General features: G+C 38.8%; 2 protein-coding genes. Both read left to right on the forward strand.

Annotation, left to right across the window (positions count from 1 at the left end; translation table 11 throughout):
• Positions 1–7 precede the first annotated feature (7 nt).
• Positions 8–1843 carry a non-ribosomal peptide synthetase gene (locus FLL46_RS26195; protein WP_142935285.1) on the forward strand — a complete coding sequence of 612 codons (1836 nt, stop codon included), beginning with the start codon at positions 8–10 and terminating at the stop codon, positions 1841–1843.
• Positions 1840–9207 carry a non-ribosomal peptide synthetase gene (locus FLL46_RS26200; protein ID WP_142935287.1) on the forward strand — a complete coding sequence of 2456 codons (7368 nt, stop codon included), beginning with the start codon at positions 1840–1842 and terminating at the stop codon, positions 9205–9207. The genes FLL46_RS26195 and FLL46_RS26200 overlap by 4 nt, the downstream gene beginning before the upstream one ends.
• The last annotated feature ends 1077 nt before the right edge of the window (positions 9208–10284 follow it).

Raw genomic sequence — 10284 nt, forward strand, 5'->3', positions numbered from 1 at the left:
GGATGTTATGGATAAACTAGTCTACGAATTGTTCAAACAGGAAGCAGGTAAAAATTCAGAAAATGTTGCCTTGATTGATAAAGAGAAGCAGTATAGTTACGACGAGTTAAATAGAAGAGCAAACTATTTAGCTAGTTTAATTCAGGCTAAGAATAGCAGCGAAGTCATAGGTATTTTACTCGACAGATCAGTCGATATGGTTGAGTCCGTATGGGCGGTTATTATGTCTGGGCATGCTTATCTACCCATTGACCCTTCGTTACCCCATGCACGGGTTACTTATATGTTAGAAAATAGCAATGTCAGGACTCTTCTAACCAGTAATAAATATGCGAATTGTTATCGTAATAATTACGAAATTGTTTGTCTCGAGGAACACCAGGGAAAAACGCATAATCAACAAATATTTTTGGCTTTTGAACCTGATAGCGTTGATGCTGCTGACCGACTTGCCTATGTAATGTACACATCCGGCACAACGGGAAGACCTAAAGGAGTCAAGATCAGCCATCATTCACTGGTAGGTTATGTACTGGCGATGCAAGATATATATCCATTGGCTAGCGGTGAAAGAGTTCTGTTTAAAACCCCATTTAACTTTGATGTATCGGTAAGAGAAATAATATGGACATTGTGCTTTGGGGGAACTTTAGTCATTGCTGAACCAGAAGGTCACAAAGACCCGGTTTATATTAGTGAACTGATGGAGGAATACAGGATTAATTTAGTTCACTTTGTGCCTTCTATGCTAGATGTTTTTCTGCGGCATCCTGGTACTCATTTTTCAAAAAACATTAAGTGTGTCATTTGCAGTGGTGAAGCATTACAAATTAATCATGTTGAAACTTTCTACCAAAAAATACCTTATGCGCGTTTGCTAAATATGTACGGACCTACAGAAGCCACTGTTGAAGTCAGCGCTTTCGACTGCGCCAATTTAAAAGAGCATCCTTCAGTCCCCATTGGGCGTGTAATCGCTAATAATAAATTACTAATCCTGAATGATGACATGACTTTGTGTAAGCAAAATGAAATGGGCAAGTTATATATAAGTGGGGATAGCTTAGCACTGGGTTACATGAATAACGAAAAGTTAACCCAACAAAAGTTTATTACTCATCACGTTAAAACAATAGGTTTAATAAGATTGTATGAAACCGGTGATATCGCTCGGTACCTGGACGATGGAAATATTGAATATATAGGGAGGGAGGATGATCAACTTAACATTCGTGGTTACCGGATAGAGTTAAATGAAATAAAAAATATTATCATGTCTCACCGTGCTATTGAAAATGTCTATGTTACAGCGCATGGGATTGATACTTCTCTCCCGAAAATTGTTGCTTACATCACCAAACATGAGTACTACGATAAAGCGAATGTCATTGGTGACCTTTTTGATTTTTTAAAAACGCAGTTGCCTGAGTATATGATACCTGGCAGCATCATATTGATAGATGAGTTGCCATTAACTGCAAACGGAAAAATAGATAGAAACAGTCTTCCTGAACCAACTGCATTATTTAATAAAAAATACTTAGAACCAACTAATGATATTGAAAAGAGGATGTTGGCGATATGGGGGAGTCATCTTAATGTTAACCGTCAAATTTCCATTGACGATAATTACTTTAGATTGGGAGGGGATTCGCTATCGTTGATTCACATCGTAAAAGGTATTAATAGTGAGTTTAAAACTAGTTTTTTATCCCTGGATTTTATCGGTTGTGAAACAATAGAAGAACAGAGTGATGTTGTCGCCAGAAAACTACAGGCACGGTTACACGAAGTATCCAAAGAAACAACGAGCAAGGAAAAGTGGGACGAGTTCGAATTATGAAAATAATAAAAAACTTAGTTAGGTACAAAGAGCTATCCATTTACGTAGAGTTAAAAAATGAGAAGCTGCTAATTAAAAGTAAACAAGAATCTATTACAGATGAAATAAAGGCAGAATTAAAAAAAGAAAAGGGCGCTATTTTATCTTGTTATAAAGAGTTAGGTATTATTTCAAACAAACAGCTAGCCCCTTCCAGTTTTTCCCAGCAGCGTTTGTGGTTTATCGATACCATGCTAGAAGGGAGCAGTAACTACAATATGGTAAGCTGCTTACCCATCCGAGAAATCGTAGATATCAATGCAATTAATAAATCACTAAGTGATTTAATTGAACGACATCATAGTTTGAGGACTAACTATATAGAGTCTGAGGGGATCGTCTATCAGGTCATCAATGAACCTGTCGCTGCTTCAATTGAACTCCATGATTTCAAGACTTTTCCCCAGCAGCTTGCACATAAAAAAGTCCAGAGTGTCGTAGACGCTAGTGCAGGGCATGTTTTTAATTTAAGTAAAGGGAAAATATTGAAAGTCGATTTATGTTATGTCAAAGAGAATGAAAGCTACTTGATAGTTAATATACATCACATCGCTTCTGATGGGTGGTCGCAGGACATTTTCAAAAAAGAGTTTCTTCATTTTTATATCTATTACACGTCAAATAAGGGGAGACCTTTACCTGAGTTAAATTACCAATTTGCAGACTATGCCCATTGGGAAAGAAATTTTTTCAGGGGAGAGGTTTTATCGAAACATTTACAATACTGGGAGAATAAACTCCAAAATATCCCTGACGTTCATAGCTTAGCGCTCGATAGGCCCAGGCCAACTATACAAACCTATAATGGCAGTGAATACTCTACCATGATGAACGAAGATGATATTTCTAGGTTCAAAACGATTTGTGTTAACTCGAATGCATCTTTGTTTATGGGGCTGAGTGCTACTTTTGCCTATCTTTTGAGTCGTTTTAGTGGCGAGGATGATATCGTTTTTTCTACGCCGATTGCAAATAGAGAACAACTAGAAATGTCTGAAGTGATCGGTTTTTTTGTGAATACGCTCGTTTTACGTTTTGACCTGTCATCCGTCAATTCATTTGAAGATCTGTTAATGCAGGCTAAGGAAATATGCATCGGGGCCTACGCCCACCAGCAAATGCCATTGGAGCAAATAGTCGAAAAGCTAAAAATTAAGAGATCTACTAGTTACTCACCTGTTTTTCAAATCATGTTTAGTACACATATAGAACAAGAAGCGAATAATTTTGATTATAACTCGACTCAGTATACAGGTATGCCTGGCGTAAAGGTAACAAGATCTAAGTTTGACTTGTCAGTTCAGTGCCAAGTTACCGAAAGAGGGCACTCTATGTCCTGGAGTTATAATAGTGATTTATTTGATCACTCATCAATAGAGTTAATGTCAGATTGCTATAATAACTTGATGTGTCAAATTGTTGAAAAGCCTCGTGATAAGTTGTCGTCATTTTATCTGAAAAAGCATGAAGCTCAAACTGACAATAGCACAACTCTTAACAGAATTGTTAGTGAGGCTGAAGAATTAGCACATGAGTTACTCGAATATCATGCTTTAAAATTCCCAAACAATATTGCGTTAAGTTTTGATGGAGTAACTACGACTTTTGGTACATTCAATAGTAAGGCAAATAAACTTGCCCATTACTTAAAGCGACTCGGAATTCAACCTAATGATCCTGTAGCTGTGTATATGGATAGTTCAGACTTATTAGCCATTGGTATTTTCGCGGTTTTGAAGTCTGGAGGATGCTACGTTGCTATCGATAAAAAACAACCACAAAAGAGAGTTGAACACATAGTTGCAAAAGTCAATGCGCACCTGTTATTAACTGATGAAAAGGTGGGCTTTGAATTTGATAGAGATGTTAAAGTTGTTAACATTGCTTCCAATGATACTTTAGTCAAAATCGATGAAGAACGAGATAATAATTTAAACTTAGAAATACCCGATAGTAATATCGCTTATATCGCATTCACGTCGGGTTCGAGTGGTGAACCGAAAGGCGTAGTAGTGTCACAAAAAAACCTACGTGCTTATCTTAGTGCTATTAACAAACACTACAATATTACTCCAGTCGATAATGTTTTACAGTTCTCCTCAATATCATTTGATATTTTCGTTGAAGAGTTATTCTGCTCGATTTGTAATGGTGCGACCTTGCAAATTCGAGGTGCTTCGGTTAATACCGATATTATAGAATTGTCGAAATTTATTAAGGCTAACGAAACAAGCGTAATCAGTCTACCCACCGCATACTTTCATCTTTTGTGCGAGAATATAGTCGCGATAGAGTCCGAATATTTTGATGTTTTGCGCTTGATAATCGTTGGCGGAGAAAAACTATCGGCAGAAATGGTAAAAAAGTGGCATAGCATTTTTTCTAATCGTATTAAATTATTGAATACATACGGCCCCACTGAAGTAACGGTAGTCAGTACTGTATATAACTTAGATGAATTTAATTTAGAAGGATCGAATATTCCAATCGGAAAACCACTTGATGGATTAAAATGTTATATCGTCGATAGGTTTGGCCATATTTGTCCACAAGGAATGAAAGGAGAGTTATATATAGCAGGTGACCTGGTTGCTGTCGGATATCTTAATAATCACAAGTTAAATACACAAAAGTTTGTAACAATCTCTGGATTAAAAGACGATAGGTTCTATAAAACAGGAGATTTAGCGAAGTATTTGCCCGATGGTAATATTGAATTTATTGGACGTATTGATGATCAAATAAAGGTCAGAGGTTTTAGAATCGAACCGGGTGAAATTGAACATCAAGTGAGTCAACTTGAAGGAGTGGACTCTGTGCTAGTGGAAGCTAAGGCTTCAGGGCCAGATAATCAGCTAGTTGTTTATGTGAAGCCAGTGGCCAATTGTGAGACGCATGCTGAGGCAATGCTCGAAGAGCAAAAAGCCGAGTTAGTCGTTGAGATTAAAGCGAGACTTTCCGAGTCGTTACCCGACTATATGGTGCCGAGCGCGTTTGTGGTGATCGATGATTGGCCGTTGACCCTGCTCGGGAAAGTAGATAAAAAAGCACTGCCAGTGCCGGACTTCAGTCACCTGTCTGGCGGGTATGAAGCCCCTGAAAGCGAGACGGAAAAAGCCCTGGTGGCTATCTGGTCCAAATTGCTTAAACTGAAAAAAGACAACGTGAGTATTAACGCCAATTTTTTTGAATTAGGTGGTCATTCATTGTTAGCGGTTAGACTAGTGGCGGATATTCGCGCCAAGTTGCAACAAGAACTGGCAGTAAAAATCATTTTTGAATCTTCAACCATTCGTAGTTTAGCTAAGCGAATTGATGCTGGATTTAATACTCTATTAAGAACGCCGGTGACATCGAAAAAGCGCCAACCGGGTAAGCCTGTCATCGCCTCATTTGCGCAGCAACGTTTATGGTTTATCGATCAACAGCAAGGTGGTAGTGCCGAATACAATATGCCTTTTGCTTTGCAGGTTGAAGGTGATTTTGACCCAGCGGTTGCCGAACGAGCGATTACTCGAATTATTGCTCGTCATGAATCACTGCGGACCGTGTTTAAAACCGAAGACGACGAAATTCGGCAAGTCATCCAGTCTAATTTCCAGTTCAAGTTGGTTCATCATGATTTAACCCAACTGGATGAAACAGCACAAACATGTAAAGTTGAATCTTTAGTTCTCGACGATAGTCTCAAACCCTTTGATTTAAGCCGGGACTTAATGGTCCGAGTAACTTATCTTCTTTTGTCTGACTCTAATGAGTTTGGTCAGGGCATTTTGCTGATTAACATGCATCACATTGCCTCTGATGGTTGGTCAACAGGAATTTTATTGAAGGAGTTTATCACTCAGTATCAATCAATTATTGAAGGTAAATCAGATCCACTACCATCGCTTGAGATCCAGTATGCCGATTACGCTCTTTGGCAAAGGCAATGGTTGAGTGATGAAGTACTTGATGCACAATTGAAGTATTGGAAAAAACAATTATGCGGAGTGCCAGCCGTTCATAGCTTGCCATTGAAAAATCGACGACCAGAAATGAAATTGCACCAAGGGGCGTTGGTGACGAGTCAACTTAGCGCAGATGTGTCGGAGCGACTGCAGCAAATTGCCAAGTTGCATCAGCTGACACCTTTTATGTTGTTTCAAGCGGCGTTGGCATTAGTCTTATCTCGGCATAGTAATAGCCAGGATATTGTGATGGGCACACCGGTAGCCAATCGATTGCAGGCAGAGCTCGAACCGCTGATTGGTTTTTTCGTGAACATGCTGGTGCTTCGAGTTGATACCAAGTATGAAAGCCTCACCGATTACTTAGCACATATCCGAACGATTAATCTCGATGCGCAGTCACATCAGGATATTCCATTTGAACAACTGGTGGAGCATTGCAATGTACCTAGAAGCACACAACATTCGCCATTATTTCAAATACTTTTTACTATGGATACCAATGAACATAGTGAACTAGCTATTCCCGGAGTCCGTTTTAAACCTCTGGACGGAAAAGAAATTGTTGCTAAATTTGATTTAGAGATCAGCGCTCAAGAGTCCGAAGAAGGGATCGACTTTTTCTGGGTTTATGACACTTCATTGTTTACTCAGGCGCAGATTGAGATATTAAGTAAACATTTAAATCGTTTGTTAATCGGCATAGCTGAAAGGCCAGAGTCGAATTTGTGTGACTTATCAATGTTATCGGTACGAGAAATCCATCATCTTACACATGTGATGAACGATGTTCAGGCCAATTATCCTAAAGACAAATGTATTCATGAGTTGTTTGAAGAATACGCAGAATTATTGCCAGATAAGATTGCGGTGATATTTGAAGAGAAGCAGTTAACCTACCGAGAACTAAATGAACAGGCGAATCAATTGGCACATTACCTGAGAGAACAAGGAGTCGAACGCGAGTCTCTGGTAGGTATCTATGCGGAACGCAGCCTGGAATTAATTATTAGCATTCTTGCTATTTTAAAAGCTGGAGGAGCTTATGTGCCTTTGGATCCGAGTTATCCTGAGTTACGAATAAAATCGATCTTAAGTGATTCAGGTATCAAATACGTTTTGGCGCAACGCGAATTAATGACGGCTTTGAAATTTGAACAGGCGAGTGTTTTCGCTGTTGATGAAAGAATGTTTTCGCGCTTGTTACAAAATTATTCAACAGAAAATATTAACAGCTCTGTGTCAGGATACACTTCGTCGCAGTTGGCATATGTTATCTACACCTCAGGTTCCACTGGTCAACCAAAAGGAGTGATGATTGAACATAGTAGCATCGTTCGATTAGTTGCTGATCTGAATTACATTGAAAATGACGAGCCGTTGGTTGTTTTACAGGCTGCTTCAATCTCTTTTGATGCTGCTACTTTTGAGATTTGGTCGGCTTTAAGTTCTGCCGGGCGATTGGTAATAATGCCGTCCGGGAAACTTGATCTTGAACGATTAAACGTGACCATTGAAGATAATTCCGTTAATACTTTATGGTTGACCTCGGCTTTGTTTGATTTATGGGTTGATACGCGCGGAATATTTATTTCGTCATTAAGAACGGTTCTTGCGGGTGGAGATATTGTCTTGCCTTCTTCAGTTGAAAAGCTCTATAAGGAAAACCAGAAGGTAGTATTTGTCAATGGCTATGGGCCAACAGAAAATACAACATTTACAACTACTCACAAAGTATCCCGTGATAAAACGGCGCTTTCTTCGTCAACGATACCAATTGGCCATGCGATAAATGCTACCTGTTGTTATGTATTAGATAAAGAAGAAAGATTGACGCCATATGGAGTGCCTGGTGAACTATATATAGGCGGTCCGGGGTTAGCCAGAGGATACCTCAATCAAACTGAATTAACTGCTGAAAAATTCGTCAAAAACCCATTTAGTACTGACTCTGGGGAGCGCTTGTATCGAACTGGAGATCTGGTGCGTTATCTCCCGGATGGTAGTCTGGATTTTATCGGAAGGGTTGATAACCAGGTAAAAATTCGTGGTTTTCGGATTGAGTTGGGAGAGATCGACTATCAGCTATCACGATGTGAAAAAGTCAATTCCTCTCTGATTGTAGTATCAGAAAATGGAGCAGGGGACAAATGCTTAATCGCTTACGTGGTTCTAGAGAACAACGAGCAAGTTGTTGAAAGTGAGTTTACCGAACAGTTGAGACAAAACCTGCAGCAGAGCCTACCTGACTATATGGTCCCTTCAATGTTTGCCGTTATTGATGAATGGCCGCTAACTCCTAATGGAAAAATAGACAAAAAGGCGCTGCCGAAGCTCGACGGAAAGCGACAAGTAAAATACATTGCGCCGACTACAGCGACTGAACGAGCATTATGTAAAGTTTGGCAACAAGTGTTGAAGGTGGAAAAAGTCGGCGTGACCGATAATTTTTTCTATTTGGGCGGCCATTCGTTATTAATGTTTAAACTACTCAGAGAAACCAGAGAGAATTGCGGGGTGGAGTTGCAAATATTGGATCTAATTAACCATCCTTATATTCGAGAGCTTGCTAAAATTGTTGATTCTAGTGCCAGCGATTCAATGAGAAGTCTTTCAATAAATCAGTCGAATAAGTTTCAAAAATTCTCTCACATAAATGACTTTTTCCCAACACTTTATTGCGTTCCAGGAGCAGGTGGGTTGGGATTGATTTTTGGCCACTTAGCCAAGCAAGCTAGCAGATATTTTAATGTTAAGGCATTTCATTATCAGGGGTTGCTAGATGATAATCGACCTCATAACACAATGACTGAGTTAGTCGACTATTTTCTTGATGCGCTTTTATTAGAGCAACCAACAGGTCCCTATTTTTTAGTCGGCCATTCATTTGGTGGCATGGTTGCTCACGAATTGGTGCATAGATTAAACGCAAAGGGACTAGAAGCAAAATTAATTCTAATTGATAGTCGAATGTTTATAGATTCATTAAGCGGCGAACAGCGGATTAAAAGCACGCAACAAATTGCTACCATGAAGTCATTATTAGGCACAAGAGAAGCACAGCTATTTCTTAAGGATGTTGATGGACAAACACTCGACAAAATGAAGATGTTATTTGAAGTTCATGTGCGTTTAATGAAAGAGCATTGCCCCAGTCATAAAATAGAAAGTAGCATTTTAAATATTCACACACCCGAATCTTCTGCCTGGGTAAATCACAGGGAATACGCTGAACGACTTCAATCTTTGACCGCCTGCAAAGTGATTAATCATTGTATTGAAGGAGGACACTATTCGATATTAATGGAAAAGGGCTCAGCAGATATAGTTGACGCTATTCGAGAGTATTATATTCTGAAACCAATAAAGCATTAATGCCGCGAGGCATCAAACCTTATCCTGCCCCTCCCGCAGAATCTCCCTACTTCCTGTTGGAGCGACTTCAGTCGCGGTAATCTCCCACTACATTCCCTTGCATCTTTTCGTTCAACCTGAATAGAAGTGGTATATTTTGGAAAATTAGATTTACGTTTAAAATTTATTTGACAAAAGTTGTTTTTATCGTATGATTGCGATCATACATTTTGTAATCAATTGTTTTTTTTGAGGAGCATGTTTAATGCTAGCAATTAAAAGTTTAGTTCACGTTTTTAATTACAGTTAACTGCCTTCCATATGCACACTGCTCGGAAGGTAAAAATAAATATCTTTCGAGTCAGGATAAAAATTCAAGCCCTGACTAGTAAAATAGTTGGGGCTTTTTATTTGCCCACCTAGAAATTTTCTCGAACAAGATATTCGATCGATTTAACTAACTGTGTTGCCAATTTTATGCGGCGACAAGGGGATAGTTTTGCCTGTAAAAAGGTGAGGTTATTAGGAATATTAACGGCTGAATAGCGTTTATTTTATATGGACAGAGTTATTGAGGATTTCGATTTTCTTTTGTATTAATTGCAATAGGTAAGATAACTCGTACTGTAGCAAGGAAGCTATTTAAAAGGAAAAGTTTGGATAAAAACTCGAGGGATTGAGTGCTGCAAGGATAGCAGCATTGTTGACAGAATTCCTGCGGCACATAAAGGTTGGTGAGGTGTTAGATAAACGAATCTACTTGATGAAAGTTGTTCGCCAATTGAAGCAAGTTTTATGTGTCAAAGGAATACTTAGTTTAAAAGCACTGTTGAATTATTTAAGAGGTTTAGCAGGATTTTTAAAACAAACCGAAGCCTTTTCGAAGGCTTTTCAATTTAACTAGAGGATTTATCTGTGAAAACCATACCCGGATTTAAAACTGAGCGATGGCAAATCTTTAAAAGAGTAAGGAAGAAATACTATGGATATCAAATTATTATTAGAGGCACAAAAAACACTAGGTAGAAGAAAGAGCAATAAGCACGTAAAAAAGGCCTTAGGCTATATCTTTATTACTGCATTACTGTTAGTTATGTC

Source organism: Aliikangiella coralliicola (genome assembly GCF_007004725.1).
Taxonomy (GTDB): Bacteria; Pseudomonadota; Gammaproteobacteria; order Enterobacterales; family Kangiellaceae; genus Aliikangiella; species Aliikangiella coralliicola.

Bases quoted from the DNA above. Each gene is read 5' to 3' on its own strand.
- FLL46_RS26195 (WP_142935285.1), top strand. From the start codon at position 8: ATGGATAAACTAGTCTACGAATTGTTCAAACAGGAAGCAGGTAAAAAT.
- FLL46_RS26200 (WP_142935287.1), top strand. From the start codon at position 1,840: ATGAAAATAATAAAAAACTTAGTTAGGTACAAAGAGCTATCCATTTAC.